Below are 24,879 nucleotides of genomic sequence, written 5' to 3' on the forward strand. Positions count from 1 at the left end.
CCTGCGTTGAAATGGCGCTCAACATGCTCATGTACTCTATGTACATTCCGCTGTTTCGCGCCCTTTCGCTTTGGCTGCCCCTTCGTTCGCTAGATCGTAAACAGGTTCTTAGCGGTGCATCAGATCAGCGCTACCTGGATCACTCGGTAGATCACCATGCCCATCGCCACCACCAGATAGACGCGCAGCACGCCCATCCACAGGCGGTTACGCTGCGACAGCACCATGGTCGGCAGCTTCGTCAGCGGGGCCATCCGCCAGCTGTACAGCGCCTTCAGGTCGATCTTGCGCTCCTGTTTCGGGATGCTGCGGTCGGCTTCCTCGCGAGCGTGCAGCACGTTCACCGCGATCGCGATGACGAGCCCCACCACACCGCCGCTGATCAGGATGTCGGTGATGGTTTCGCCGGACATGTCTGGGAATACCACGGCAGCGGTCAGGATGATCGACAGCAGCACCAGCACGGCGACCACCACTGCGGTCAACAGATTGGTCACGCGGTTGTTCACCCACGGGCCCAGCACGTCCTTGTCGTTGCACAGGATCAGCAGGAACACGGTGGCGCTCGGCAACAGCACGCCGGCCAGCGTCTGCACGGCATTGGTCAGCAGGCCCAGCGGCACGCCAGGCAGCAGCACCAGCGCGGCGGCCAGCGCGATCAGGCCGCAGTACATTGCGTAGAAGCCCTTGGCGTCGCCCGGCTTGCGGTGTAGCGAGTGCTTCAGGCTCAGCACGTCGCCGAGGGCGTACGCGGTCGACAGCGACACCGCCATCGCGCCGATGATGCTGGCGTCGATCAGCGCGATCGCGAACAGTACGCCCGGTACGCGACCGTAGTACTTGGCGAAGCCCGTTGCCACGGCACCGGCGTCCTGGAAGTGGCCCAGCTCCGGTCGGCCGCCGAACAAGGCGGCAGTGAAGGAGATCATCGCCACCGCGCCGATCACCACCAGCACGATGCCCAGCCACAGGTCGGCGCGCTCGTATTTGATGAAGCGCGGGGTGATGCGCTTGTCGATCACGTAGCTTTGCTGGAAGAACAGCTGCCACGGCGCCACGGTAGTGCCGACGATGCCGATGATCACCAGCATTACGTCCGACAGCTTGCCGCCGGTCGGCATCTGCGGCACCAGGAAGTCATGCGACACCTGCGTCAGCGGCGGGTGCACCATCACGAAGATCGGCACCAGCACCAGGCTGCCGACCACCAGGATCAGCGAGAAGCGCTCGAAGCGGCGGAAATCGCCGGTGCTGGCCGACAGCATGATGAACACAGCGGCCAGGCACACGCCGGCCACCTTGGGCACGCCGAGGAAGTCCATGCCGAGGCTGATGCCGATGAACTCGGTGACGATGGTTAGCGCGTTCAGGATGAACAGGTCGATCGCGCTGAACGCGCCCCAGAACTTGCCGAAGCGTTCCAGGATCAGCCGGGCGTGGCCGACGCCGGTGACCGCGCCGAGGCGCAGCACCATTTCCTGGTTCACATACAGTACCGGGATCAGCAGGCACAGCGTCCACAACAGCGAGGTGCCGTAGTTCTGCCCGGCCTGCGCATAGGTGCTGAACGCGCCGGCGTCGTTGTCGCCGACCATCACGATCAGGCCTGGGCCGAGGATCGCCAGAAGGGTCTTGAAGCGTTGTTTCCAGCCTTGACGCAACTCGATGTCGTCGTGGCGGATGGTGCCGAGCGCACCGCGAATATCGCCAACGTGGGCCGTATCCAGAACGGCGGTTTCCACTTTTTGATTGGCCATGGGACATACTCCCGCATTGATAAAGATGGGTGAACGCGGGCCGGTGGGGGGACAATATGGCTATTTGGTCGAAATAGCCATGTGGTCACTCTATCGGCGTGAATCGATTGCCCGGCGAGCCATTTAAGAACGGTGCCGGTGGGTTATCGCCGGTCACGCCAGATAGAGGGCGGGAGGGATGGGAGGGTGATAAAGCGCGCGGTCTTTATCTGCTCCTATCCGGTGGAGCCACTCTGGCCGACGTGACCGACCAACTAGGACTGGGGTCCATGGATTAATGGCTCCTTGGTTAAGAAAGCGGCCAATGCCTTATGCCGCAAGTAATCAACAACGTGTGAAAGGACGCCGCGGTTGACCTTGGCGGTGTCAATCATCTCGTCGAAATGGTCGGGCAGGTCCCGGTGGGCCTGCGGGTTCGCGTCCAGCAGCATGCCGTAGTGCATGGTTCAACTCCTCTGGGTAAGCCAGAGGGAAGCGCACGATCGGGCCGTTGCCGGCTGACGAAACGGACAATCCGCCGCGATCAGGCGCCTCCCGAGGAAACGGGAAACTCCGGATGGGGTGATCGACTTCGACAACAATCGGATGACATGACACCTCCTTCTCCTGGGGCAGGAGCGGACGACATTCACATCACTGCCACGGGCAGGGCGTGCAAGAGGACGCGCAAAGCCTGGCCCGCCGGGCAGATAAAACACGCACGGCAGCCACGAATCACAGGGCGAGCCTAGATTCGGCTTTGTTCTAAACGGAGTGCACGGAGAAACGAGATGCGCGCACCGCTTGCCTGGAGCAAGACGGCGGCTTTGGGAAAAGCAGAGGTCTTGCCAGACTTAATGGAAAAGCATGTCCTGTTGACGACTATGACTGTCCAAGGCAGTGAAACCTCTTTTTACGAAACATTTGAATTTTAGGTAGTGCGGCGTGCCAGGGTCAATGAATGGTTTGTAACGAGTTGTTCGATTCCAATGACACATTCTTTGACAAATGAACGTAGAAATTGAGTATCAGAATCATAAGCCGACCCGACAGAAAATAAACGACATCAGGTTTATGAGTTAACAGGTTTTATGAATTAAAAATTGAGAAAAGCCCCCGCGTTGGGGGCTCTCAACCGGCCTGGCCGTGCGGTCAATGCTGGTGGGCGTCGCCTGCTGCCGCACCGTCGTCGACCGATACCTCGACGGTCACTTTGCCGGCACGCTTGAAGGTGAGCGTCAGCGGAAAGTGCTCGCCGCTCTTCAACGGCTTGGCGAGCTCCATCAGCATCAGGTGGGCGCCACCCGGTTGCAGCGCCACCGTCTGGCCCGGTGCGATCACGAGGCCGTCTTTCAGCTCGCGCATCTTCAACACGCCGTTCTGGTTGAGGTTCTGGTGCAGCTCGACCATGCCGGCGCGGGGGCTGCTGGCCGAGAGCAGGGTGTCAGGCTGCTTGCCGTGGTTGCTGATCGCCAGATAGGCGCCGCCTACGTTGACGGTCGGTGCGGTACTGCGGCTCCACGGGTGGCTGATCGCGATGTTGCCGGCATGGAAGTCTTGCGCAAGCGCAGGTAACGCGAGGCAGAGGCAGGCGGTGGCGAGAAGGCGGTTTAGCATGCGACTTTGATCTTTCGGAAACAGCGTTGCCGTGAGCCTAGCACGAAAGCCGTGCGGCACAATGCGACCGAATGTCGCAGCAAGGTTGCGCCGAGGAGACACTCGCTTACCGGAACACGACGGCGTCATGGCTGCAGCGGTAGAAGCCGCTAGAATGCAGCTCTGTTGGTCGTTCCCCCTTCCTTTCATGCTCAATTTGTCCTTGCAGTTCCTGTTCGGCGGCCTGGTGAGCCTGCTCACCATCACTAACCCGCTATCGAAGATCCCGCTGTTCGTGTCGCTGACGCAGCATATGAGCGAGCGCCGCCGTGATCATCAGGCCAAGATGGCGTGCATTTACGCTGCGGCGATCATGCTGGTGTGCCTGATGGCCGGCAACCTGATCCTGGCGGTGTTCGGCATCTCGTACGGCGCGCTGCGCATCGCCGGTGGCTTCGTGGTGGCGGTGCTCGGCTACCGGATGCTGTTCCTCACCCAGGATCCGCAGATGACGCCGCGGCCGAGTAACGAGCGCGAAGACTATTCGTTCTTTCCACTGGCGATGCCGGGCATCAGCGGCCCAGGCACGATTGCAGTGGTGATCGGCATCTCCACCGAGATCATGGAACAGCCGACCTGGCCGGGCCGTGCGGCGGCGTTTTTCATGACCTTTCTCGCGATCGCCGGCACCTCGGTCGGCATGTGGCTGGTGCTGCGCTCGGCGACGATGATCAGTCAGCGCATGGGCCGCTCCGGCCGCGAGGTGATGACGCGCTTGATGGGCTTCCTGTTGATCTGCGTCGGTGTGCAGTTTGTCGGATCCGGCGTGCGGACCTTCATGGCCGGCTCCTGAGCCCCTGTCCCGCAGCTCTCCGTTACGCCGCCCTTCGGGGCGGCGTTGTCGTTTCAGACTAGCGGTGCCTGGCCAGGCGAGCTTGTCGAGGCTGCGACGGCCGCGCAGAATGGGGTGAGTTCATCAGTCCTTCCCGTTATGCCCACCCCTGCTGCCTCCGAGTTCACCCGCTTCTTCCGCGCCGACGACATCGGCGCGCTGGAGTGCCAGGCGGCGCGCTATGTCGACTACAGCTTCGCGCCGCACTTCCACGAGGAATACGTGGTCAACACCCTGCTCGACGGGGTGCAGTCCTACGCTTACCAGGGCGGCCAATACCGGGCCGGGCGCGGCGCGCTGGTGCTGGTCAACCCTGGCGCGGTGCACACCGGCGAGGCTGGTAGCGACGGCGGCTGGGCCTACTGCGGCTATTTCCCCTCGGTGACGCTGATGCGCCAGTTGGCCGAACAGCTGACCGGCCGGCCCACCGAGCCGTTCTTCCGCCACACGGTGGTAGTCGACCCGGATCTGTCGGTGCGGCTGGCGCGGCTTCACCACCTGCTGCGCCACAGCGACGACCGGCTGCTGCGCGAGTCCTGGCTGCACGCGGTGCTCGGCGACGTGGTGGCGCGCCATATGCTCGGCCATGCACCGCAAGCGGTACAGGCACGTCACAACGTCGAGCGGGTGCGCCAGATGCTGGCCGACCGGCTCGCCGACAACCTGTCGCTAACCGAACTGGCTGCTGTCGTGGGCCTGTCGCCCTATCACCTCAACCGCAGCTTCCGTGCCGCCTACGGCCTGCCGCCGATCGCGTGGCGCAACCAGTTGCGGCTGGTCCGAGGGCGGACGCTGTTGGGCCAGGGCGTACCGGCCGGCGAGGTGGCGAGCCGGCTTGGTTTCGCCGACCAGCCGCACTTCACCCGTGCGTTCCGCCAGGCGCTCGGCATCACGCCGGCGGCGTATCAGCAGGGCTTGGGCGTTGCGCCGAGGCGCGCCCAGGCCGGCAGCTGAACGGCGCAAGATCGTTCAAGACAAGCCTGCCGCTTTCGGCCAACATCTATTCAACACTCATTTGATTCGATGTCATGGCTGCTTCCTCCCCTTTTCTCGCCGGTGCTCGCGACAGCGTGCCGATGCTGGTCGGTGCCGCACCGTTCGGCGTGATCTTCGGTACGCTGGCGCTCGGTTCCGGCCTCAGTTCGGCGCAGACGCTGGCGATGTCGCTGATCGTGTTCGCCGGCTCCTCGCAGTTCGTTGCCGCGACGCTGTTCGCCGGTGGCGCGGCGCTGCCCGTGATCTGGCTGACCACCTTTGTTGTCAATCTGCGCCACGCTTTGTATAGCGCCACGCTATTGCCTTATGCACGAGACTGGCCGCTTGGCTGGCGTGCCATGCTGTCGTTCTGGCTGACCGACGAAACCTTCGCGGTGGTCGAGCACCGGCTGCGCGAAGGCCTGCTCGAGGGCGGCCGCGCCTACTGGCTCGGCTCCTCGCTGGCGATGTACAGCAACTGGCTGCTGTGGACCGTGGTCGGCGTGGTGATCGGCGAGGCGGTGCCGGGCCTGGCCGGCTGGGGGCTGGATTTCGCGATGGTGGCGACTTTCGTCGCCATCGTCGCTCCGGCGCTGAAGCACCGTCCTTCGCTGGCCGCTGCCTGTACGGCTGGTACGGTGGCGCTCGTGGCGCGCCACTTGCCGTACAAGCTCGACCTGATGGCGGCCGCCGCCGCCGGCGTGGTGGCCGGGCTGTTGGCCGAGCGCCTGTCGGGCCGGCAAGAGGAGGTCGCCGCATGAACCACTGGCTGACGATTATCGGCATGGCCGTGCTGACCTTTTTGATCCGCGCGAGCTTCCTGGTGTTCGGCCAGGGGCTGACTTTCCCGCCGCTGGTGAAGCGGGCGCTGCGCTACGTGCCGGTGGCGGTGCTGCCGGCGCTGGTGGTGCCGATGGCGCTGGCGCCGCAGGGCGAGATCTGGCTGGCACCGAGCAATCCCTACTTGATCGGCACGCTGGTGGCCGGCGCGGTGGCGTTCTTCAGCCGCAACACCCTGGCGGCGATCGTGGTCGGCTTCATCGCCTACGGCGCGGTGAAGTGGCTGCTGTAATCCGCCAGCAGCCCACAGCTTGCCAAGCATGGGCTGACAGCTTGTCCACAAGCTTATCCACAGGCCGACCGACGCCGGTTATGGCTTTTGGACAACTGGCGTGGTCGGCGCGGGGCTGTGCTTGTCGGCCCTTGTCGTTCCCGCCGTTTCGTGTCGCATGGTATGGCGCTAGCGCGCACAGCCCCGTCCTGTATGACAGGCGGGGCTGTGCGTATTCAGGCCACGACGCTCCGGCGCGCCTGGCGGTCGGCGACAAAGTCCGGCCGGGCGATCAGCGCCTCGGCGATCTGCACCGCGTTCAGCGCCGCGCCCTTGCGGATATTGTCGGCAACGATCCACAAGCAGAGGCCGTGCGTGCGGGCCTCGCGGTGACGGTGCTGGCCGACCGACTGGCGCCGCGCAATCTGCCCAGGCTCTCCGGCCTGCCCGAGCTGCCGCCGATGGCAGTGGTGCTGCATCGGAGCGAGGATGCCGATCCGGCGGCGGTAGAGCTGCTCGCGCGCCTCACTCGTGAGGTGTTGGCGTCGCCCTGATTAGAGCCGGAACGAGGCCGGCCGTTGCGGTTCGGTCTCGGCGGCCTGCCGGGCGGCGACCGATTCCGCGACCTCGGGTGGGGCGAACAGCAGCGTGCCGCGTTCCTTCCAGGTTCTGGCGCGCAACAGCTCGCGCAGCATGTCGTGCCATTCGCAGAACGTCACGGTCAGCGGGTTGAACGATGTGACCCGCTTGATGGTGCCGTAGTCGCACGGCACGGCTGGGTCTTCCTTGACGTAGCTGCCGAACAGCCGGTCCCAGATCACCAGTACGCCGGCGTAGTTGCGGTCGATATAGCGCGGGTTGCGCGCGTGGTGGATGCGGTGGACGGACGGGGTGTTGAGCACCCATTCGAGCGGGCCGAGCTTGGGGATGGCCTGGGTGTGCACGAAAAACTGGAAGGCGAGGTTGAGCAGCACGATCGCCACGATCAGCCGCGGCTCGAAGCCGAGCCAGGCCATCGGCAGCCAGAACAGCCACATGCCGGCGACCGGGTACATCAGGCTCTGGCGGAACGCGGTCGACAGGTTCATCCGCTCCGAGCTGTGGTGCACGCTGTGTGCGGCCCATAGCCAGCGCACCCGGTGACTGGTGCGGTGGAACCCGTAGTAGAGAAAGTCCTGTGCGAGAAACAGCGCGACGAGACTCGTCCAGGAGCTGTCGAAAGTGTGGATGCGCCAGTGGGTGTAGACCCAGGAGTAGACGGGGATGACGAACAGCCAGGCGAGCTTGTCGGCGCCTTGGTGCAGCAGGGCGAGGCCGGTGTTGCACAGCGTATCGCGCCAGCTGTACACGCTGGTGTTGCCGCGACGGCGCCACCAGATGCACTCCCACGCGATGCAGCCGACGAATACCGGCGCAAGCGCCAACAGGATCAGCTCTACGTCAAACCCCATCGCCCCTCTTCCTCGTGTTGGCCGTTTGCCGGCTCTCTTGTTGTGTTGCCCGGGAATACTAATCAAGCACTTGTTTGAATTCAACCGGAATCGCACGGCGCGGGGTGATTCGGCCAACGTTGTCGCATTTGCGCCCGGTTGCAGCGCAGCATCGGCGCCGGGTACAAAAAAAGCCGTGCCCGGAGGCACGGCTGAGTGTGGGGTGGGTGCGCGTCGGGGCGCTACTTGCGCTGGTTGGCGATGCCCATCAGCATGCCCTGTCCGACCAGGATGGACAGGGTCGCGGTGCCACCGTACGAAACCAGCGGCAGCGGCACGCCGACCACCGGCAGGATGCCCGACACCATGCCCATGTTGACGAAGGCATACACGAAGAAGGTCAGCGTGATCGCGCCGGCCATCAGACGACCGTACAAGGTCGGCGCGCGCGCGGTGATCATCATGCCGCGGCTGATCACCAGCAGGTACAGGATCACCAGGATCACGTTGCCGACCAGGCCGAACTCCTCCGAGTACACCGCGAAGATGAAGTCGGTGGTGCGCTCCGGGATGTAGTCGAGGTGAGTCTGCGTGCCGTTGAGCCAGCCCTTGCCCCACGGCCCGCCCGAGCCGATCGCGATCATCGACTGGATGATGTGGTAGCCGGCGCCGAGCGGGTCCTGCATCGGGTCGATCAGGGTCAGGATGCGCTTCTTCTGGTAGTCGTGCATGAAGTTCCAGATCACCGGCAGGCTGCCGAGGAAAGTGACCAGGCCACCGATGATCAGCTTCCATGACAGCCCGGCGAAGAACATCACGAAGAAGCCGGCAGCCATGATCAGCGTGGCGGTGCCGAGGTCAGGCTGCTTGAGCACCAGTGCGCCCGGTACCACGATCATCAGGCCGGCAACCAGATAGTGGCGCCAGGACAGCGACAGTTCATACTTCTGGAAGAACCACGCCAGCATCATCGGGATCGCGATCTTCATGATTTCGGACGGCTGGATACGGGTGATGCCGAGTTCCAGCCAGCGTCGCGAGCCGTTCACCACCACACCGAACAGCGCTACCCCGATCAAGAGCAGCAGGCCGGTCACGTAGATCGGCGGCGCAAAGTTCATCACCAGCTGCGGGCGCAGGTAGGCGAGGCTCCACAGCACTACCAGCCCCAGCACGGTGTAGCCGAACTTGGCGGTCAGCCGTCCCCATTCCTGGTTGTCGGCTGAAAACAGCACAAACAGGCTCAGCACGTAGATCAGGCCGAGGAACAGCATCAGCCAGCCGTCGAGCGGCTCCTTGATGAAGTCCCACAGGCGCTTAAGGGGATGGGGTTGCATCGGGGGTTTCCTGTTCAGCGGCGGCACGCTCGGCCTGGGCGCGGGCGGCGGCGTTCGGGTCGGCGGTGCCGGTCTTGACGGTGGTCAGCTGGCCGACCAGGTCCGCCGGCACCTTGCCGAGCATGTAGAAGTCGGTCAGTGCGCGGGCGATCGGCGCGGCAGCCGCGGCACCCCAGCCGGCGTTCTCGACGATCACCGCCACCGCGATCTTCGGCTGCTCCACCGGCGCGAACGCGACGAACCAGGAGTGGTCGCGCTGCTGCTCGGAGATCGCCGCCGAGTTGTACTTGGCCCCCTGCTTGATCGCGACCACCTGCGCGGTACCGGTCTTGCCGGCCATCGTGTATTGCAGGCCGACGCCGATGCGCGCAGCGGTGCCGCCCGGCTTGAGCACGGTTTCCATCGCGTGCTTGATGTACTCGAAGTTGGTTTCCTTGAACGGCAGCTGGCGGGTCGGTTGCGTCTCGATGCGACGCTCCTTGCCGCTCTTTGCGTCGACCACTTCCTGCACCAGGTGGGGCTTGAACACATTGCCGTCGTTGGCCATGATCGCCACCGCATTCGCCATCTGCAGCGGCGTGTACGCGTTGAAGCCCTGGCCGATGCCGATGCTGACCACGTCGGCCGGGTACCAGCGTCGCACCTCCGGCTTGTACTTGGCGAAGCGCTTTTCCTTCCATTCCTTGGACGGCAGTACCCCGGTGGCTTCGCCGTCGAGATCGATGCCGGTCCTGCTTCCCAGGCCGAACTGCGACAGCACCGGGTGGATCTTGTCGATTCCCATGTCCCACGCAAGCTTGTAGAAGAAGGTGTCGCTCGATACCTGGATCGCTCGGGCGAGGTTGGCCGAACCGTTACCGTGCTTGTTCGAGTCGCGGAACTGGTGGCTGGAGCCGGGCAGGGTGAAGAACGCCGGCGCCGCGCGCACGTCGTTGTAGCCGATCGTGCCGGTTTCGAGCGCGGCCATCGCCATGAACGGCTTGAATGTCGAGCCCGGCGGGTACACACCGCGCAGCGCACGGTTCACCATCGGCTTTTGCCAGTCTTCGTTCAGGGTTTTCCAGGTAGCGCTGTCGATGCCGTCGATGAACAGGCTCGGGTCGAAGCCCGGCTTGGACAGGAAGGCGAGCACGCCGCCGGTCTGCGGGTCGATCGCCACCAGCGCGCCGCGACGCTGGCCGAACAGTTTGTCGGCCACTTCCTGCAGGCGGATATCCAGCGCCAGCTTCAGCGTGTTGCCGTTGATCGGCGGGGTGCGGCGCAAGGTGCGAATCGCGTGGCCGCCGGCATCGGTCTCGACCTCCTCGAAGCCCGAGGTGCCGTGCAGGTCGTCCTCGTACACGGCTTCGAGGCCGGTCTTGCCGATGTAGTCGGTGCCGCGATAGTTGGCGGTCTTGCCTTCGTCGTCGAGCCGGTCCTGATCCTTCTGGTTGATCCGGCCGATGTAGCCGAGCACGTGGCTGGTCATCTCCTTGAACGGGTAGTCGCGGAACAGCCGTGCCTTCACCTCCACGCCGGGGAAGCGCCAGCCGTTGGCGGCGACCCGCGCCGCCTCCTCCTCGGTCAGCTTCATCTTCAGCGGCACCGGCTCGAAGTTGCGCGACTCGGACAGGAATTTCTTGAAGCGCTTCATGTCGCGCGGGGTGATGTCGACCAGCTTGCCGAGCGCCTCGACGGTGCTGTCGAGTCCACCGGTCTTGGACGGCGTCACTTCCAGCGTGTACGCCGAGTAGTTCTGCGCCAGTACCACGCCGTTGCGGTCGACGATCAGGCCGCGGTTGGGCAGCGTCGGCACCAAAGAAATGCGGTTGTTCTGCGCCAATGTCATGTAGTGATCGTGCTGCATCACTTGCAGGTAGACGAAGCGGCCCACCAGCACGATGAACATCAGGATCATGAAGCCGTAAGCGACGATGAGGCGCAGCTCGAACTGTTCGTCGTCCGAACGGGTATTTTTCAGGCGGGTAGGGCGCGGCATCCGGACAGCCTTACAGCGAACGTTGGCGGTACGGCAGCACCAGCAGGTTGGTCAGCAGCGGCCATAGCAGCGCGCCGACCAGCGGCGGCAGGAAGAAGCTCCAGCCGACGAAGGCCGAGCCGGTCGCCATCCGCGCGATCACCATGATCAGCTGGTTGACCTGCAGCAGGCCCAGGACCACGATCGCCTGCACCCCGAGGTTGAACATCACCAGCTGACGCTGGCGTAGCAGCACCAGGTAGGCGGTGATGGTGTACGCGAGCGCATGTTGGCCGAACAGCCCAGCGGTCGCGACATCGGCGATCAGACCGAGGAGGAAGGCGGTGCCGATGCCGACCCGGCTGGGCTGGTTGAGCACCCAGTAGAGGATCAGCATGCCGACGAAGTCGGGCAGCCAGCGCACCGAGCCGACCGGCAGCGGCACTAGCTCGACGATCAGTGCCAGCGCAAAGGTCAGGTAGATCAGCCGGCGCTTCACTGGTTTGAGGAGTTCCTGCGGACGTTCCATCTATCTATAAAACCTAACGTGGACCCGAGGCGGGTGTGGCCGCTTTGGCGGTCGACTTGGTTTTGGCGTCCTTGCCCTCGCCCTTCTTGGCGGCCTTGGCTGCGGCTTTGGCCGCCTTGGCGTCGAGGGGCACTACAGGTTGCGCCGGCGCAGGAGCCGGCGGCATCGATTTCTCGCTCACCACCAGCACATAGCGCGAACTCTGCACCCCAGCGTACGGGATGCAGGCCACTCGGGCGAACGCGGCGCCGGCGTTGCGGTCGACCTTGCCGACCTGAGCCACCGGCACACCGGGTGGGAACACGCTGTCGATGCCCGAGGTGACCAGCCGGTCACCTTCCTTGATGTCGGCGTGGATCGGCATGTAGCGCAACTCCACCCCGCCGCCGTAGCCGTACAGGATCGCTCGCTGCCCTGTGCGTTCGATCATCACCGGCACCATCTGGTTCTTGTCGACCACCAATGTTACCTCGGCGGTCAACGGCTGCACCCGGGTGATCTGGCCGAGCAGGCCATGGCCGTCGAGCACCGGCATGCCGCCCTTCAAGCCGGCGTTGGTGCCGCGATCGATGATCAGCTTGTAGGTGAAGGCATCGCGACCGGTGTACAGCACTTCGGCCTGCGCGGCGACGTCGGTACGGCTGGACGCGATCTGGGCGAGCGCCTTCAGCTCGGTCAGCTCTCGCTCCACCGTCGCGAGACGCCCGAGCTGGGCGGCATTGCTCAGCGCCGCAGTCCTGAGCTTGGCGTTCTCCTGCTGCAGCTCGGATTGCGTGGTGAAGAAGCTGCTCAGGTCGCGCACGCCGCTGACCGGCGCGTTGACCGCCCATTGCAGTGGGTAGAGCACCACCGACAGCGCCTCGCGCGCCGGCTCCATCAGGCCGTAACGGCTGTCCGCCACCAGAAGCGCGACCGACAGCGTCGCGCAGCTGATTAGCCGGACGAGCGGGCGCGGTCCCTGGCGGAAAAAGCTGGGGGTATTGGCGAAATCCATGCAAAAAACGCCGCCCTCAAGCGGGCGGCGCGGCTTCCCGCTTTAAGGTACGTTGGTGAAGATGGTGCCGACCTTGTCCATCTTGTCGAGCGCCTTGCCCGAGCCGATCACGACGCAGGTCAGCGGGTTCTCGGCGACGATGACCGGCAGGCCGGTCTCTTCGGCCAGCAGGCGGTCGATGTCCTTCAACAAAGCGCCACCGCCGGTGAGCACCATGCCCTTGTCGGCGATATCGGCGCCCAGCTCCGGCGGCGTCTGTTCCAGCGCGATCTTCACCGCCGACACGATCTGGTTGAGCGGCTCGGTCAGCGCTTCGAGGATCTCGTTGCTCGACACGGTGAACGAACGCGGGATGCCTTCGGCGAGGTTGCGGCCCTTCACCTCCATCTCGCGCACCTCGGCGCCCGGGAAGGCCGAGCCGATGGTCTTCTTGATCTCTTCGGCCGTGGTTTCGCCGATCAGCATGCCGTAGTTGCGGCGGATGTAGTTGATGATCGACTCGTCGAACTTGTCGCCGCCGACACGCACCGAGTTGGAGTACACCACGCCGCCCAGCGAGATGATGCCCACCTCGGTGGTGCCGCCGCCGATGTCGACAACCATCGAGCCGGTCGGCTCTTCCACCGGCAGGCCGGCGCCGATCGCCGCGGCCATCGGCTCCTCGATCAGCTCGACGCGGCGTGCCCCGGCAGCCAGCGCCGAATCCTTGATCGCACGGCGCTCCACCTGGGTCGAGCCGCACGGCACGCAGATCACGATGCGCGGGCTGGCAGCCAGGCGGCTGGAGGTCACTTTCTTGATGAACTGCTTGAGCATTTGCTCGGTGACGGTGAAGTCGGCGATCACGCCGTCCTTCATCGGTCGGATAGCCTGGATGCTGCCCGGCGTGCGACCGAGCATCTTCTTCGCTTCACCGCCGACGGCGAGGATCGATTTCTTGTTCGACGGCGCGTCACTGTGGATCGCGACCACCGACGGTTCGTCGAGCACGATGCCTTTGCTGCGCATGTAGATTAGGGTGTTGGCGGTGCCAAGGTCAATGGCAAGGTCGTTGGAAAAGTAGCCGGTCAACAGACGAAACATTGGAAGCAATCCTGAATGTGTTTTGTCGGAGCTTAATCGCCGCACTCGGCCCCATCGCCGGAGTCGGCGCCGCCGCCGTGTGCAAAGTGTCCGCCCCGCAGGGGGTCAAACCAGGCTGCAAAAGGCCTGGCGCCGCCCTCGTGACGCATCGTTAATCTTGGGAGAAACAAACTCCCTATGATACCCTATAAAGCTTGGATTATTAAAGGTTTCAGAGGTCTCCATGTCGCTGACGCATCAGGATGTCGCCCGTATCGCACGCCTCGCCCGCATCGCGGTTACCGACGAGGAAATTGCCGCGACCGGCGCCCAGCTCAACAACATTTTCGGTCTAATAGAAAAAATGCAGGCGGTAAATACCGACGGCATCGAGCCGATGGCCCACCCGCAGGATGTCAGCCTGCGTCTGCGTGACGATGTGGTCACCGAGACCAATCATCGCGACGCCTTCCAGGCAGTGGCGCCGCAGGTGGCGGCTGGCCTGTTCCTGGTGCCTAAAGTCATCGAGTAATTCTCGACCGGATCATCGGATGTTGGTTCCATTTCGGCCAATATCCATCTTGCTGTAGGTTTGTCACATCATGATTAACGCTACCCTGAAAGAACTGTCGGCCGCACTGGCTGCGAAGTCGGTATCGAGCGCCGAGCTCGCCGGCCAGTTCCTCGATCGCATCGCTGCGCTCAACCCCACCCTGAACGCCTTCATCACCGTCGACCCCGAAAAAACGCTGGCCGAGGCGGCCGCCGCCGACGCGGCGCGCGCCGCGGGGCAGGCCGGCCTGTTGACCGGCGTGCCACTGGCGATCAAGGACATCTTCTGCCAGCAGGGCTGGAAGACCAGCTGCGGTTCGAAGATGCTCGACAACTTCATCGCCCCGTACGATGCGCACGTGATCGAGCGCGTGCGCGCCGCCGGCCTCGTTACCATCGGCCGCACCAATATGGACGAGTTCGCGATGGGGTCGGCCAACGAGAACAGCTACTACGGCCCGGTGAAGAATCCGTGGGATCTGGCGGCAATTCCGGGCGGCAGCTCCGGCGGCTCGGCCGCGGCGGTAGCGGCGCGCCTGGCGCCGGCCGCGCTCGGTACCGATACCGGCGGTTCGATCCGCCAGCCGGCCAGTCACTGCGGCATCACCGGCATCAAGCCGACCTACGGTGTAGTGTCGCGCTACGGCATGGTCGCATTCGCCTCCTCGCTCGACCAGGGCGGCCCGATGGCGCAGACCGCCGAGGACTGCGCGCTGCTGCTCAACACCATCGCCGGTTTCGATGGGCGCGATTCGACCAGCCTGGAGCGTCCGACCGAGGACTACACCCGTGAACTGGGCAATTCGCTCTCTGGTCTGAAAGTCGGCTTGCCGAGGGAATACTTCGCCGCCGGCCTGTCGGCCGACGTGGCGCGCGTGATCGACGAGGCGGTGGCCCAGTTGAAGAAGCTCGGTGCCGAGGTAGTCGAGGTGTCGCTGCCGAACACCGAGCTGTCGATCCCGGCCTATTACGTGATCGCGCCAGCCGAGGCGTCGAGCAACCTGTCGCGTTACGACGGTGTGCGTTACGGTCACCGGGCCGCCGAGTACAAAGACCTGGTCGACATGTACGAGAAGAGCCGCGCCGAGGGCTTCGGCGCCGAGGTGAAGCGCCGCATCCTGGTCGGCACCTACGTGCTCAGCCACGGCTACTACGACGCCTATTACCTGAAGGCGCAGAAGATCCGCCGACTGATCGCCGACGACTTCAAGAAGGCGTTCGAACAGTGCGACGTGATCCTCGGTCCGGTGGCGCCGACCGCCGCGTTCAATATCGGCGAGAAGTCGAACGACCCGGTCGAGATGTACCTGTCGGACATCTATACGCTGTCGGTGAACCTGGCCGGCCTGCCGGGCATGAGCGTGCCGGCCGGTTTTGCCGCGAACGGCCGCCCGATCGGCCTGCAGATCATCGGCAACTACTTCGGCGAAGCGAAGATGCTGAACGTGGCGCACCAGTTCCAGCAGGCGACCGACTGGCACCGCAAGGCGCCGGCGCTGTAAGGATTTGATTTTTTAGCCACGGAAGCACACGGAAAGACACGGCAGGAATCGGGCGACATGGTGCAGACAGTTGCCGTGATCCGCGCTTTTCCGTGTGCTTCCGTGGCGGATAAATAGAAGGATTTCTCGACCATGAAATGGGAAGTCGTCATCGGTCTTGAGGTGCACGTGCAGCTCAACACCGCCTCCAAGATCTTCTCCGGCTCGTCCACCGCCTTCGGTGCCGAGCCCAATACCCAGGCTTCCGCGGTGGAGCTGGCGCTGCCGGGCGTGCTGCCGGTGATGAACAAGGCCGCTGTGGAAAAAGCGATCCGCCTCGGCCTGGCGCTCGGTTCCACTATTAATAAGAAGAATGTGTTTGCGCGGAAGAACTACTTCTACCCGGACCTGCCCAAGGGCTACCAGATCAGCCAGATGGACCTGCCTATCGTCCAACACGGCACCTTGACGATCCAGGTCGGCGACGAGGAGAAGGTGATCCACCTGACCCGCGCCCACCTCGAGGAGGACGCCGGCAAATCGATCCACGAAGGCCTGGAAGGGCTGTCGGGGGTGTCCGGCATCGACCTGAACCGCGCCGGCACCCCGCTGTTGGAAATCGTGTCCGAGCCGGATATGCGCTCGCCCGAAGAGGCGGTCGCCTACGCCCGTGCGCTGCACACACTGGTGACTTGGCTCGGCATCTGCGACGGCAACATGCAGGAGGGCAGCTTCCGCGTCGACGCCAACGTGTCGGTGCGTCCCGAGGGACAAGTCGAATTCGGCACTCGCCGCGAGATCAAGAACCTCAATTCGTTCCGCTTCCTGCAGCAGGCGATCGAGGCCGAGATCCAGTGGCAGATCGACACCATCGAGGATGGCGGCAAGGTACAGCAGGCGACCGTGTTGTTCGATCCGGACAAGGGTGAGACCCGCGCGATGCGTTCTAAGGAAGACGCGCACGATTACCGCTACTTCCCGGACCCGGATCTGTTGCCGGTGGTGATTACGCAGGAGCAGATCGACGCCGTGCGTGAGTCGATGCCGGAGCTGCCGGGCCAGATGAAGGAGCGCTTCGCCGAGAACTTCGGTGTGTCGGCGTACGACGCCAACCTGCTCACCAGCAGCTACGCGTTGGCCCGCTACTTCGAGGCGGTTGCCGCGGCGACCGGTCAGGGCAAACTTGCCGCCAACTGGATCAACGGCGAACTGGCCGCTAGCCTGAACCGAGACGGTCTCGATATCGCGCAAAGCCCGCTGTCGGCCGAGCGTCTGGCTGGCCTGATCGTGCGCATTGCCGACGGTACGGTATCGAGCAAGCTCGCCAAGCAGGTGTTCGAGGCGATGTGGGGCGGTGAGCTGTCCGCCGACGAAGTGATCGAGCGCGACGGTCTCAAGCAGGTGTCCGACGTCGGTGCCATCGAAAAGATGGTCGACGAGGCGATTGCCGCCAATCCGAAGGCGGTCGAGGAGTTCCGCGCCGGCAAGGAAAAGGCGCTGAATGCACTGGCCGGCCAAGTGATGAAGGCGTCGAAGGGCAAGGCCAACCCGGCGCAAGTTCAGGAAATCCTTAAGCAGAAGCTCGGCGCGGCTTAATAGCTAAAATCAATGCGGATGGCATGCCTTTTGGTATGCCGTCCGTGTTTTTTTATTCGTTATTAAATCGGTAGATTGTTTGTAATTAAATCATTTGATTTAATGTTCGGTTGCCTTGATTTGCCGAATCTATTGGTGTTGGCGGGACATTCCTAAGTCATTGTCGCAAAAGGCGATTCAAGTCTATCGTTGTTGACCGGCTCAATCATCTTCCCTATAGTGGCGGAAAGTGGGAAAAAGTGGGTGAAAGTGGGGCGTTTTACCCCTGACCGACTCTCAACGGGCCATTAGTCAACTATCATGTTCGGCGGCGTTAGCGCACTGTCACTCGATAGCAAAGGTCGCCTGGCCGTTCCGGCCCGGCACCGGGAGATGGTGTTGTCTGCGTTCGGCGCGAACCTGGTGGTCACGCTCGACTCGCCCGACCATCTGCTGATCTATCCCGAGGTCAACTGGAGGCCGGTGGAGGAAAGGCTGATGCGGCTGCCCACCGGCAATCCCACGCTGAAGGCTTACCAGCGCCTGGTGCTCGGTCATGCCGAGACGCTGGAGATGGACGCTGCCGGGCGTATTCTCTTGCCGGCGCGGCTGCGTGAGCGCGTCAAGCTCGGCAAGGATGTTGCGTTGGTGGGGATGGGCAACCGCTTCGAATTGTGGAATGTCGCCGACTGGGATGCCCAGACCGACGCGGCACTGGAACTGGACTCGGCCGATCTTGCGGCCAACCTTGGAGATTTCTCGTTGTGAGCACCGCTGCCTTTGTACACCGCACGGTGCTGTTAACCGAGGCGGTCGACGCCTTGGCCGTTCGCCCAGACGGTACCTACGTGGATTGCACGTTCGGCCGTGGCGGACATAGTCGTGCGCTGCTGTCCCGGCTCGGTCCGAACGGCCGGTTGATTGCGTTCGACAAGGACCCGCAGGCCGTTGCCGTCGCCAACGCGCTGGCCGCCGAAGATACCCGTTTCACCATCGTGCACGAAGGCTTTGAGACCTTTGCGCACGAACTCGACCGTCTGGCCGTCGACAGAGTCGACGGTGTGCTGATGGATCTGGGCGTGTCGTCGCCGCAGTTGGACGACGCCAGCCGCGGCTTCAGTTTCCGCTTCGACGCCCCGCTCGACATGCGCATGGACACCACGCGTGGCCTGACTGCAGCTGAGTGGCTGGCCGTCGCCGACGAAGCCGATATCAAAGAGGTGATCAAGACTTATGGTGAAGAGCGGTTTGCTCACAAGATTGCAGCAGCCATTGTTGCGACAAGGGCTGACGCCCCGATCACGACGACGCGCGAGCTCGCCAGCCTCGTTGCGAAAAACGTCCATACTCGCGAACCAGGTCAGGACCCCGCGACGCGTACCTTCCAGGCGATCCGCATCTATATAAACCGCGAGCTCGACGAGCTGAAGGCGGTGCTGCCGCAAGCGGCACGCCGCTTGAGCGTCGGCGGACGCCTGTCGGTGATCAGCTTCCACTCGCTGGAAGACCGCATCGTCAAACATTTCATGAAGGACGCCAGCACCGCCGACAAGCTGCCCAGCTGGGTGCCGGTGCGAGCCGCCGACATCGGTGAGGCACCACTGAAGCTCGCCAGCAAGGCGATCCGCGCCGGTGCCGACGAGGTGCGCGAGAACCCGCGCGCCCGTTCGGCTGTGCTGCGCGTCGCGGAGCGTACCGCCGCCCCTTGGCCGGAGTCGCTTCGATGAACCGTCTCAATGCCGTTCTGCTCGTGGTCTTGGTGTTCGCCGCCATGGCGGTGGTCACCGCGCAGCACGTCTCGCGTCAGCTCTATATCGAGCTCAACCGCGAGCAGAAATTGGCGCGCCAGCTTGATGTCGATTACGGCAAGCTGCTTCTCGAACAGAGTACCTGGGGGGCGCACGCGCTGGTCGAGCACGCCGCCACCAGCCGACTCGACATGCATCTGCCCGCGCCCCGGGAGGTGCAGGCGATCGCACCGAAAGGGGGCACGTGATGCGTGCCGTCTCTGTTAACCACAATCGCCGCCTCAACAACCCCGGTCCGGCCCCTTCGATGGGCCCGGGCCGTGTGCGTTTCGTGTTGGCGCTGCTCGGCGGTCTGTTCCTGGTACTGATCCTGCGCGCGATGTATATGCAAGTGGTGCAGCAGGACTTCCTGGTCGGCCAGGGCGATGCACGCTTCCGCCGCACGCTGACGATGGAGGCCAACCGCGGCGTGATCACTGACCGCAACGGCGAGCCGCTGGCGATCAGCACCCCGGTGCAGTCGATCTGGGCAAGCCCGGCCGGCATGCAGCCGGTGCCGCCGGAAAAGCTTGCCGAGCTCGCCAGGCTGTTGGAGTTGCCACCGTCCGAGCTGGCCGGCAAGTTCGCCGACAAGCGGCGCGAGTTCGTGTACCTGAAGCGCCAGATCAGCCCGCAGTTGGCCGACAAGGTCGCCGCGCTTGGCATTCCGGGCGTGGCAGGTCAGCAGGAGTTCCGTCGTTATTACCCGGCGGGCGAATCGTTCGCCCACATCATCGGCTTCACCGGTGTCGACGGCAAAGGCCAGGAAGGCCTGGAGCTGGCGCGCGAGAAGATGCTGGCCGGCAAGAACGGCAGTCGCGTGGTACTGAGGGATAGACGCGGTCACATCGTCGAAGACCTGGCGGCGATCGAGCGGCCGCGCAACGGCCAGACGCTGGTGCTGGCGATGGATCAACGCATCCAGTACATCGCCTACCGCGAGCTGAAGAATGCGGTCGAGCTGAACAAGGCCAAGGCTGGTGCGGTGGTGGTGCTCGACGCCAAGAGCGGTGAGGTGCTGGCGCTGGCCAACTATCCGTCGTTCAACCCGAACAACCGCGAAGGCACCACGCCCGAGATGCTGCGCAACCGCGCGGTGATCGACCTGTTCGAGCCGGGCTCGACGATGAAGCCGCTGTCGATCGCCATCGCCCTCGAGGAAGGCAAGGCCCGCGTCAACACGGTGCTCGACACCCATACCTACAAGATCGGTCCGGCCACCATCCGCGACGTGTCGCCGCAACCCAGCCTGGACATCACCGGCATCATCAAGAAGTCCAGTAACGTCGGCGCCAGTAAGCTCGCGCTGATGGTGGCGCCGCAGGATTTCTGGACCTACTACGACTCGCTGGGCTTCGGCCGCAATCCTGGCTCCGGCTTTCCGGGTGAAGCGTCCGGTCGGCTGCGCAACTGGAAGAGCTGGCGGCCCATCGAGCAGGCGACCATGTCATTCGGCTACGGCGTATCGGTGAGCCTGCTGCAGATGGCGCGTGCTTACACGATCTTCGCCAACGACGGCGTGCTGTTGCCGCTGTCGCTGTACAAGACCAACGCGCCGATGCCGGGCAAGCGCGTGCTCAGCCAGAAAACTGCCGACGAGATGAAGGGCGTACTGGTCGCCAACAGTGAACCGGGTGGCGGCGCAGTCGGCGGCCGCATCATCGGTTACAGCATCGGCGGCAAGAGCGGTACCGCGCGCAAGCTGGAGGGCCATACCTATGTGGCCGACAAGCACCGTGCGCTGTTCATGGGCTTTGCGCCAGGCAAGAACCCGAAATTGATCGTGACGGTGATGATCGACGAACCGTCCGCTGGCAAATACTACGGTGGCGCGGTGGCCGCGCCGGTGTTCTCTGCGGTGGCAGGCGGCGCGCTACGCGTGCTGAACGTGCAGCCGGACGAGCCTACCAACAATACCCTGCTACCGGAGTCGACTCCGGTACCGGCCGACTTTTAAAGAAGTTAAGGACATGATCAGTCGTCTGACCCCCCTGCCGGCCTGGAACCTGGCCGAACTCGACAAACTGGGCGTTCCGGCCCGCCGCGTCGAGGCGGACAGCCGCCGCGTGCTGCCCGGCGACGTGTTCCTGGCCTGCCGTGGCGAATACACCGACGGCCGCGACTTCATTCCAGCCGCGCTGGCGCACGGCGCCGCCGCAGTGCTGTGGGATGATGCCGACGGCTTCGCCTGGAAGCCGGAGTGGACCGTACCGAATCTGCCGGTGCCGCACCTGCGCGAGCGCGCCGGCATCGTTGCCGCCCACGTGTTCGGCCAACCCAGCCGCCAGATGACCGTGATCGGCATCACCGGCACCAACGGCAAGACCTCGATCTCGCACTGGCTGGCGCAGGCGTTCAGCCTGCTCGACCAGAAGGCGGCGCTGATCGGCACCGTCGGCAACGGCTTCTATGGAGAGCTGACCGAGACCACTCACACCACGCCCGACCCGGTCACCGTCCAGCAGCGCCTGGCCGAATACCACCGCCAGGGCGCCCGGGTGGTGACGATGGAAGTGTCGAGTCACGGCCTCGACCAGTCGCGCGTCAACGGCGTCAGCTTCGCCACCGCCGTGTTCACCAATCTGACCCGCGACCACCTCGACTATCACCACGATATGGCGAGCTATGGCGCTGCCAAGGCGAAACTTTTTCACTGGGAAGGACTCAAGCATGCGGTGATCAATGCCGATGATGCTTTCGGCCGGGAATTGATCGCCGCCATCGATAAAGAACGTACCCAAGTGGTGAGCTACGGTCTCGAACAGGGCGATGTGCGACCACTGTCGCTGACCGCTTCGCTGGACGGCCTGGTGATGGATGTCACCACGCCGTGGGGCGAGGTGGCAATCCGAACTGCATTGCTCGGCCGTTTCAACGCCGCCAACCTGCTCGCCTGCCTTGCGACGCTGTGCGTCAACGGTGTCACCCTTGCCGACGCGGCCCGGGTATTGGGCCGCATCCAGCCCGCGCGCGGTCGTATGCAGCGCGTCGGCGGCGGTCACGAACCCCTGGTAGTGGTCGACTACGCGCATACCCCAGACGCGCTGGAAAAAGCGCTGTCGACGCTGTCCGAGATCCGGCCGGCCGGTAGCAAGCTGTTCTGCGTGTTCGGCTGCGGCGGCGACCGCGATGCCGGCAAGCGGCCGATGATGGGTGGCATCGCCGAGCGCTTCGCCGACGTGGCGGTGGTGACCAGCGACAACCCGCGCACCGAGGACCCGCAGGCCATTCTGGTAGACATCCTGGCCGGCATGAAGTCGCCGGGCCATGTCGAGGTCGACCGCGCCGCGGCGATCCACTGGGCGGTGAAGGCCGCGCGCGCGGGCGACGTGGTGCTGATCGCCGGCAAGGGGCACGAGGAGTACCAGGATATCAACAAGGTGAAGCACCCGTTCTCTGACTTCCGCGTCGCCGAGGACGCGCTGACCGCCTGGGGAGCCGCGCATGCTGACGCTTGAGCTCGCAGCCCAGCTCGCCGGCGGCCGGTTGGACGGCGTCGATGCCGCGGTCGGCCGGGTAGTCACCGACAGCCGTGCCATCCAGGCCGGCGACCTGTTCGTCGCGCTGCGCGGCGAGCGCTTCGACGCGCACGACTTCGTCGCCCAGGCGCTGGCCGACGGCGCGGTGGCGGCGCTGGTCGCCGACGATTTCGCGTTGCCGGGCGCCACACTGATCCGCGTAGCCGATCCGCATGCGGCGCTGGGCCGGCTGGCGGCCGGCTGGCGTGCCAGGTTGTCGCCGAAGTTGGCCGGCATCACCGGTTCGAACGGCAAGACCACGGTGAAGGAGATGCTGGCGGCGATCCTTGCGGCGCATGCCGGCGCCGATGCGGTGCTCGCCACCGCCGGCAACTTCAACAACGATATCGGCCTGCCGCTGACGCTGTTGCGGCTGACCGGGCAGCACCGCTATGCGGTGATCGAGATGGGCATGAACCATCCGGGCGAGATTGCCTACCTGACCCGTCTGGCGCGTCCCGACGTGGCGTTGGTGAACAATGCACTGCGCGCGCATCTGGGTGGCTTCGATGGGGTGGAGGGGATCGCCCGCGCCAAGGCAGAGATCTTCGAGGGCCTGGCCGAAACGGGACTGGCGGTGATCAACGCCGACGATGGCAACGCGGCGCTGTTCCGCGAGGCGGCCACCCGGCATCGCCAGCTGAGCTTCGGCTTGGAGCAGGGCGAGGTCCGCGCCGAGTCGGTGGAGCTGGCCGGCCTGGTCAGCCGTTTCACGTTGGTGAGTCCGGCGGACAAGGTGGCGGTGACGCTACCGGCTGCCGGGCTGCACAACGTGCGTAATGCGCTGGCCGCCGCGACGGTGGCGCTGGCGTTCGAGGTGCCTCTCGCGACGATCGCGGCGGGCCTCGCCGCGTTCGCTGGCGTGAAGGGCCGGTTGCAGCAGAAGCGTGCCGCTTGCGGCGCCACCGTGCTCGACGACAGTTACAACGCCAACCCGGACTCGATGAAGGCCGGGCTGGACGTGCTGGCCGGCTTCGCCGCGCCGCGCGTGTTCGTGATGGGCGACATCGGCGAACTGGGCGACACCGCCCCGGCACTGCACGCCGAGGTCGGCGCGTATGCCCGTGAGCGGGGCATTGAGCGGCTGCTGACGCTGGGGCCGCTGGCCCGTCGCGCGGCCGAGGCGTTCGGCAACGGTGCCGAAGCATTCGACGAGCTGCCGGCGCTGCTGGCAGCGCTGGATGCCGAGCTGAAAACCGACGCGACGGTGCTGGTGAAGGGCTCGCGCTTCATGAAGATGGAACGGGTGGTCGACCACCTGGTGAACGGATAACACACGGCACGCCACGGGGCGGGCTGGAATGATTGGGAGTTTGATAAGTGCTTGTTTGGTTAGCGGATTGGCTGGGTGAATACGTCCGCGCATTTAAAGTGTTCAACTACATCACGCTGCGCGCGGTGCTGGCGTGCCTGACTTCGCTCGGCATTGCGCTGGTACTGGGCCCGTGGGTGATCCGCAAGCTGACCGAACTGAAGGTCGGCCAGGCGGTGCGCAATGATGGCCCGCAGACCCACTTGGTCAAGGCCGGTACGCCGACGATGGGCGGATCGCTGATCCTGTTGTCGATCACGATCACCACCCTGCTGTGGGCGCAGCTGGACAATAAATACGTGTGGCTCTTGTTGGCGGTGCTGCTCGGCACCGGCGCGATCGGCTTCATCGACGACTGGAAGAAGGTTGTCCACAAGAACCCGAAGGGTCTGTCGGCGCGCGCCAAGATGATCGGCCAGTCGGTGATCGCGATCGGTGCCGGCGTGTACCTGATCGGTACCGCCAGCCTGCCGACGTCGACCGAGCTGATCGTGCCGTTCTTCAAGAACGTGGTCTACCCATTCGGCGCGATCGGCTTCTGCGTGCTGACCTATTTCGTCATCGTCGGCACCTCGAACGCGGTGAACCTGACCGACGGCCTGGACGGCCTGGCCGCGCTGCCGACGGTTCTGGTCGCGGCGGCACTGGCGATCTTCGCCTATGTGGCCGGCCACGCGGTGTTCTCCAAGTACTTGGCGCTGCCGTTCATCCCTGGTGCGCATGAGGTGGTGGTGTTCTGCGCGGCGATCTGCGGCGCGTGCCTGGGCTTCCTGTGGTTCAACGCCTACCCGGCACAGGTATTCATGGGCGACGTTGGCGCCTTGGCCTTGGGCGCCGCGCTTGGCACCGTGGCGGTGATCGTGCGCCAGGAGATCGTGCTGTTCATCATGGGCGGCCTGTTCGTGATGGAAGCGCTGTCGGTAATGCTGCAGGTGGCATCGTTCAAGCTGACCGGCCGTCGGGTGTTCCGCATGGCGCCGCTGCATCATCACTACGAGCTGAAGGGCTGGAAGGAGACCCAGGTGGTGGTGCGCTTCTGGATCATCACCATGATGCTGGTGCTGGCCGGCCTGTCGACGCTGAAGCTGAGGTAAG

At 64.3% G+C, this 24,879-nt stretch carries 26 protein-coding genes; 16 read left to right on the top strand and 10 right to left on the bottom strand.

Translation table 11 applies throughout. From position 1 onward, the window contains the following. Positions 1-119: 119 nt before the first annotated feature. Positions 120-1,757: an Nramp family divalent metal transporter gene (locus QU481_RS08865; RefSeq protein ID WP_289829596.1), complete on the bottom strand. Its 1,638-nt coding sequence runs from the start codon at positions 1,755-1,757 to the stop codon at positions 120-122. Positions 1,758-2,011: 254 nt separating this feature from the next. Next, positions 2,012-2,200, bottom strand: a complete 189-nt coding sequence (locus tag QU481_RS08870) for a hypothetical protein (protein ID WP_289829597.1) — start codon at positions 2,198-2,200, stop codon at positions 2,012-2,014. A gap of 327 nt (positions 2,201-2,527) precedes the next feature. On the opposite strand from QU481_RS08870, the gene QU481_RS08875 reads away from it, so the two are divergent. Beyond that, positions 2,528-2,671, top strand: a complete 144-nt coding sequence (locus tag QU481_RS08875; RefSeq protein WP_289829598.1) for a hypothetical protein — start codon at positions 2,528-2,530, stop codon at positions 2,669-2,671. A gap of 217 nt (positions 2,672-2,888) precedes the next feature. On the opposite strand, the gene QU481_RS08880 is transcribed toward QU481_RS08875, so the two are convergent. After that, positions 2,889-3,353, bottom strand: coding sequence for a copper chaperone PCu(A)C (locus QU481_RS08880; RefSeq protein WP_289829599.1), 465 nt, complete (start codon positions 3,351-3,353; stop codon positions 2,889-2,891). Between the two features lie 187 nt (positions 3,354-3,540). Between QU481_RS08880 and QU481_RS08885 the strand changes: the two genes are divergently transcribed. The 4 genes from QU481_RS08885 (at position 3,541) to QU481_RS08900 (ending at position 6,271) form a co-directional block, all read left to right on the top strand. Continuing rightward, on the top strand, positions 3,541-4,185 hold the full coding sequence (locus QU481_RS08885; RefSeq protein WP_289829600.1) for a MarC family NAAT transporter: 645 nt from the start codon (positions 3,541-3,543) through the stop codon (positions 4,183-4,185). 138 nt (positions 4,186-4,323) lie between these two features. After that, a complete protein-coding gene (locus QU481_RS08890; protein ID WP_289829601.1) occupies positions 4,324-5,178 on the top strand; it encodes a helix-turn-helix domain-containing protein in 855 nt (284 codons plus the stop codon). Between the two features lie 74 nt (positions 5,179-5,252). Beyond that, complete coding sequence (locus QU481_RS08895; protein WP_289829602.1) at positions 5,253-5,960, top strand: AzlC family ABC transporter permease; 708 nt, start codon at positions 5,253-5,255, stop codon at positions 5,958-5,960. Then, complete coding sequence (locus QU481_RS08900) at positions 5,957-6,271, top strand: AzlD domain-containing protein (RefSeq protein WP_289829603.1); 315 nt, start codon at positions 5,957-5,959, stop codon at positions 6,269-6,271. The genes QU481_RS08895 and QU481_RS08900 overlap by 4 nt, the downstream gene beginning before the upstream one ends. Before the next feature lie 215 nt (positions 6,272-6,486). Here QU481_RS08900 and QU481_RS08905 read toward each other — a convergent pair whose 3' ends face one another. Further along, on the bottom strand, positions 6,487-6,612 hold the full coding sequence (locus tag QU481_RS08905; RefSeq protein WP_289829604.1) for a hypothetical protein: 126 nt from the start codon (positions 6,610-6,612) through the stop codon (positions 6,487-6,489). Between the two features lie 9 nt (positions 6,613-6,621). On the opposite strand from QU481_RS08905, the gene QU481_RS08910 reads away from it, so the two are divergent. Next, positions 6,622-6,804: a hypothetical protein gene (locus tag QU481_RS08910; RefSeq protein ID WP_289829605.1), complete on the top strand. Its 183-nt coding sequence runs from the start codon at positions 6,622-6,624 to the stop codon at positions 6,802-6,804. Here QU481_RS08910 and QU481_RS08915 read toward each other — a convergent pair whose 3' ends face one another. The 6 genes from QU481_RS08915 to QU481_RS08940 all read right to left on the bottom strand — a co-directional run bounded on the left by QU481_RS08915 (position 6,805) and on the right by QU481_RS08940 (position 13,580). Beyond that, entirely contained in the window at positions 6,805-7,701 is an 897-nt protein-coding gene (locus QU481_RS08915) for a sterol desaturase family protein (protein WP_289829606.1), read from the bottom strand. Between the two features lie 221 nt (positions 7,702-7,922). Continuing rightward, entirely contained in the window at positions 7,923-9,017 is a 1,095-nt protein-coding gene (rodA, locus tag QU481_RS08920; protein WP_289829607.1) for a rod shape-determining protein RodA, read from the bottom strand. Continuing rightward, positions 8,998-10,995, bottom strand: a complete 1,998-nt coding sequence (gene mrdA / locus QU481_RS08925) for a penicillin-binding protein 2 (RefSeq protein ID WP_289829608.1) — start codon at positions 10,993-10,995, stop codon at positions 8,998-9,000. Before mrdA ends, rodA begins: the two co-directional genes overlap by 20 nt. Positions 10,996-11,005: 10 nt before the next feature. Next, on the bottom strand, positions 11,006-11,503 hold the full coding sequence (mreD, locus tag QU481_RS08930; RefSeq protein ID WP_289829609.1) for a rod shape-determining protein MreD: 498 nt from the start codon (positions 11,501-11,503) through the stop codon (positions 11,006-11,008). A gap of 13 nt (positions 11,504-11,516) precedes the next feature. Then, entirely contained in the window at positions 11,517-12,497 is a 981-nt protein-coding gene (gene mreC, locus QU481_RS08935; RefSeq protein WP_289829610.1) for a rod shape-determining protein MreC, read from the bottom strand. Positions 12,498-12,539: 42 nt separating this feature from the next. Then, positions 12,540-13,580 carry a rod shape-determining protein gene (locus QU481_RS08940; RefSeq protein ID WP_289829611.1) on the bottom strand — a complete coding sequence of 347 codons (1,041 nt, stop codon included), beginning with the start codon at positions 13,578-13,580 and terminating at the stop codon, positions 12,540-12,542. A gap of 223 nt (positions 13,581-13,803) precedes the next feature. Here QU481_RS08940 and gatC point away from each other — a divergent pair, with 223 nt between their 5' ends. The 10 genes from gatC to mraY all read left to right on the top strand — a co-directional run bounded on the left by gatC (position 13,804) and on the right by mraY (position 24,878). Then, a complete protein-coding gene (gatC, locus tag QU481_RS08945; protein WP_289829612.1) occupies positions 13,804-14,091 on the top strand; it encodes an Asp-tRNA(Asn)/Glu-tRNA(Gln) amidotransferase subunit GatC in 288 nt (95 codons plus the stop codon). 70 nt (positions 14,092-14,161) lie between these two features. Then, positions 14,162-15,613: an Asp-tRNA(Asn)/Glu-tRNA(Gln) amidotransferase subunit GatA gene (gatA, locus tag QU481_RS08950; protein ID WP_289829613.1), complete on the top strand. Its 1,452-nt coding sequence runs from the start codon at positions 14,162-14,164 to the stop codon at positions 15,611-15,613. Positions 15,614-15,745: 132 nt separating this feature from the next. Beyond that, positions 15,746-17,188, top strand: coding sequence for an Asp-tRNA(Asn)/Glu-tRNA(Gln) amidotransferase subunit GatB (gene gatB, locus QU481_RS08955; RefSeq protein WP_289829614.1), 1,443 nt, complete (start codon positions 15,746-15,748; stop codon positions 17,186-17,188). A gap of 300 nt (positions 17,189-17,488) precedes the next feature. Continuing rightward, positions 17,489-17,935 carry a division/cell wall cluster transcriptional repressor MraZ gene (gene mraZ, locus QU481_RS08960; RefSeq protein ID WP_289829615.1) on the top strand — a complete coding sequence of 149 codons (447 nt, stop codon included), beginning with the start codon at positions 17,489-17,491 and terminating at the stop codon, positions 17,933-17,935. Continuing rightward, on the top strand, positions 17,932-18,894 hold the full coding sequence (rsmH, locus tag QU481_RS08965) for a 16S rRNA (cytosine(1402)-N(4))-methyltransferase RsmH (RefSeq protein WP_289829616.1): 963 nt from the start codon (positions 17,932-17,934) through the stop codon (positions 18,892-18,894). Before mraZ ends, rsmH begins: the two co-directional genes overlap by 4 nt. Continuing rightward, positions 18,891-19,163 carry a cell division protein FtsL gene (gene ftsL / locus QU481_RS08970; protein WP_289829617.1) on the top strand — a complete coding sequence of 91 codons (273 nt, stop codon included), beginning with the start codon at positions 18,891-18,893 and terminating at the stop codon, positions 19,161-19,163. The genes rsmH and ftsL overlap by 4 nt, the downstream gene beginning before the upstream one ends. Next, the gene (locus QU481_RS08975; protein ID WP_289829619.1) at positions 19,163-20,911 is read left to right on the top strand and encodes a peptidoglycan D,D-transpeptidase FtsI family protein; all 1,749 of its coding nucleotides are present in this window, start codon (positions 19,163-19,165) and stop codon (positions 20,909-20,911) included. The genes ftsL and QU481_RS08975 overlap by 1 nt, the downstream gene beginning before the upstream one ends. 13 nt (positions 20,912-20,924) lie before the next feature. Next, positions 20,925-22,412 (top strand): UDP-N-acetylmuramoyl-L-alanyl-D-glutamate--2,6-diaminopimelate ligase, encoded by a 1,488-nt coding sequence (locus QU481_RS08980; RefSeq protein WP_289829620.1) that lies wholly within the window; start codon positions 20,925-20,927, stop codon positions 22,410-22,412. Beyond that, positions 22,399-23,745 (top strand): UDP-N-acetylmuramoyl-tripeptide--D-alanyl-D-alanine ligase, encoded by a 1,347-nt coding sequence (locus QU481_RS08985; protein WP_289829621.1) that lies wholly within the window; start codon positions 22,399-22,401, stop codon positions 23,743-23,745. The genes QU481_RS08980 and QU481_RS08985 overlap by 14 nt, the downstream gene beginning before the upstream one ends. 47 nt (positions 23,746-23,792) lie before the next feature. After that, on the top strand, positions 23,793-24,878 hold the full coding sequence (gene mraY / locus QU481_RS08990; RefSeq protein WP_289829622.1) for a phospho-N-acetylmuramoyl-pentapeptide-transferase: 1,086 nt from the start codon (positions 23,793-23,795) through the stop codon (positions 24,876-24,878). The last annotated feature ends 1 nt before the right edge of the window (position 24,879 follow it).

Source organism: Crenobacter oryzisoli (assembly GCF_030385785.1).
GTDB lineage: Bacteria > Pseudomonadota > Gammaproteobacteria > Burkholderiales > Chromobacteriaceae > Crenobacter_A > Crenobacter_A oryzisoli.

Coding starts and splice junctions, on each gene's coding strand:
- QU481_RS08865 (WP_289829596.1), bottom strand. CDS start 1,757: ATGGCCAATCAAAAAGTGGAAACCGCCGTTCTGGATACGGCCCACGTT.
- QU481_RS08870 (WP_289829597.1), bottom strand. CDS start 2,200: ATGCACTACGGCATGCTGCTGGACGCGAACCCGCAGGCCCACCGGGAC.
- QU481_RS08875 (WP_289829598.1), top strand. CDS start 2,528: ATGCGCGCACCGCTTGCCTGGAGCAAGACGGCGGCTTTGGGAAAAGCA.
- QU481_RS08880 (WP_289829599.1), bottom strand. CDS start 3,353: ATGCTAAACCGCCTTCTCGCCACCGCCTGCCTCTGCCTCGCGTTACCT.
- QU481_RS08885 (WP_289829600.1), top strand. CDS start 3,541: ATGCTCAATTTGTCCTTGCAGTTCCTGTTCGGCGGCCTGGTGAGCCTG.
- QU481_RS08890 (WP_289829601.1), top strand. CDS start 4,324: ATGCCCACCCCTGCTGCCTCCGAGTTCACCCGCTTCTTCCGCGCCGAC.
- QU481_RS08895 (WP_289829602.1), top strand. CDS start 5,253: ATGGCTGCTTCCTCCCCTTTTCTCGCCGGTGCTCGCGACAGCGTGCCG.
- QU481_RS08900 (WP_289829603.1), top strand. CDS start 5,957: ATGAACCACTGGCTGACGATTATCGGCATGGCCGTGCTGACCTTTTTG.
- QU481_RS08915 (WP_289829606.1), bottom strand. CDS start 7,701: ATGGGGTTTGACGTAGAGCTGATCCTGTTGGCGCTTGCGCCGGTATTC.
- rodA (WP_289829607.1), bottom strand. CDS start 9,017: ATGCAACCCCATCCCCTTAAGCGCCTGTGGGACTTCATCAAGGAGCCG.
- mrdA (WP_289829608.1), bottom strand. CDS start 10,995: ATGCCGCGCCCTACCCGCCTGAAAAATACCCGTTCGGACGACGAACAG.
- mreD (WP_289829609.1), bottom strand. CDS start 11,503: ATGGAACGTCCGCAGGAACTCCTCAAACCAGTGAAGCGCCGGCTGATC.
- mreC (WP_289829610.1), bottom strand. CDS start 12,497: ATGGATTTCGCCAATACCCCCAGCTTTTTCCGCCAGGGACCGCGCCCG.
- QU481_RS08940 (WP_289829611.1), bottom strand. CDS start 13,580: ATGTTTCGTCTGTTGACCGGCTACTTTTCCAACGACCTTGCCATTGAC.
- gatC (WP_289829612.1), top strand. CDS start 13,804: ATGTCGCTGACGCATCAGGATGTCGCCCGTATCGCACGCCTCGCCCGC.
- gatA (WP_289829613.1), top strand. CDS start 14,162: ATGATTAACGCTACCCTGAAAGAACTGTCGGCCGCACTGGCTGCGAAG.
- gatB (WP_289829614.1), top strand. CDS start 15,746: ATGAAATGGGAAGTCGTCATCGGTCTTGAGGTGCACGTGCAGCTCAAC.
- mraZ (WP_289829615.1), top strand. CDS start 17,489: ATGTTCGGCGGCGTTAGCGCACTGTCACTCGATAGCAAAGGTCGCCTG.
- ftsL (WP_289829617.1), top strand. CDS start 18,891: ATGAACCGTCTCAATGCCGTTCTGCTCGTGGTCTTGGTGTTCGCCGCC.
- QU481_RS08975 (WP_289829619.1), top strand. CDS start 19,163: ATGCGTGCCGTCTCTGTTAACCACAATCGCCGCCTCAACAACCCCGGT.
- QU481_RS08980 (WP_289829620.1), top strand. CDS start 20,925: ATGATCAGTCGTCTGACCCCCCTGCCGGCCTGGAACCTGGCCGAACTC.
- QU481_RS08985 (WP_289829621.1), top strand. CDS start 22,399: ATGCTGACGCTTGAGCTCGCAGCCCAGCTCGCCGGCGGCCGGTTGGAC.